Here is a 1,270-nt window from a genome sequence, read left to right as displayed (position 1 = left end):
TGGACTTCCCCCACTTCAGTAGACACGCATCGATAACTCCTCAACAGGAGAAGAGCGATGCCGAAGATGATCACGGGGAAGAAGACCCAAAGGTACAGCATTGAGTTCAAAGTCAAAGCGGTTGAATGGAGCTACCAGCCCCACCGAAGTGTAAAAGGGGTCGCCGAGGCGCTGGATATTCACCCCTTCATGCTGTCACGCTGGCGAAAGGAATACCGGGAAGGAAAATTCGCCATGAAGCGGGTGAAGAAAGCGCCTGATGAAGCCAAAAAGCTGATGAAGGAAAGGGATGAGATCAACCGCCTGAAACGCCGGATAGCGGAGCTTCAGGAGGAAAATGACATCCTAAAAAAGTTTCAACGTTTTCAGGCAGAGGAACGACGGAAGCGTTCAGATTCGTCTGGAAACACCGGGGACAGCACGGAGTAAAGGCGCTGTGTCGTCACCTGAACATCTCGCGGTCTGGCTACTACGCCTGGGCAAACCGCAAGCCCAGTCAGAGAGCTGCTGAGAATGCTGATTTGCTGTTAAAGATCCGCAGAGTCTACAGCGACAGTAAAGGCCGTTATGGTAGCCCTAGAGTTTATCAGGCTCTTCGTAAAGAGGGCCTGATTGTGGGTGAGAATCGGGTTGCAAGGGTCATGCGCGAATGGGGAATGAAAGCCCGTGTTGCCCGCGTATATCGCCGAATGAGGAAGCTCAGGGAAGACCTGAAAGCCCTGCCCAATCATCGACTGGAGGCCGACAAACCGGCAGCAGCGAATCTGCAATGGAGCAGCGATGTCACCTACATCAAGCTGGGGAAGAAATACGTGTTCCTGGCGGTGGTGTTGGATCTGTATTCCCGACGCATCATCAGTTGGCGACTAGGTGAGAATCTGAGCGCAGATTTTGCCAGGGCAACTCTCCGAGAGGCCTTCGCAAGCCGTAAGCCGGCCTCAGGTCTATTGTTCCATACGGATCGTGGTATCGAATATCGCGCTCAAAAGACCCAGGCGCTGCTGAATCAGTACCGGGTACGGCACAGCATGAACCGCCCAGGACAGTGTACGGATAATGCCGAGGTGGAGTCCTTCTTCAAGACACTGAAGGGCGAGTTGCTGCACGCCACGAGCTTCGTGACCATGCGGCAGTTACGGAAACATATAAGTAACTATATTGAGTGTTTTTATAACAGCCAACGGCTGCACAGTGGCCTTGGTTACCGGACTCCGATAGAGTTCGAAGGAATCAATTAATGGGGCGTGTCCATTTTATTGGGGGAAGTCCA

The 1,270-nt window shown here is 52.8% G+C and carries 1 protein-coding gene; it reads left to right on the top strand.

Annotated elements, in window-relative coordinates; all coding sequences use genetic code 11:
- Positions 1-57: 57 nt before the first annotated feature.
- A protein-coding gene (locus tag JJO78_RS20550; RefSeq protein WP_428398661.1) for an IS3 family transposase occupies positions 58-1,238 on the top strand; the annotation gives its coding sequence in 2 pieces (ribosomal slippage) (positions 58-354 and positions 357-1,238; 1,179 coding nt in all).
- The last annotated feature ends 32 nt before the right edge of the window (positions 1,239-1,270 follow it).

It is taken from the genome of Marinobacter sp. DS40M6, from assembly GCF_028581595.1.
GTDB lineage: Bacteria > Pseudomonadota > Gammaproteobacteria > Pseudomonadales > Oleiphilaceae > Marinobacter > Marinobacter salarius.
This window is presented reverse-complemented; position numbering and strand designations above follow the sequence as displayed.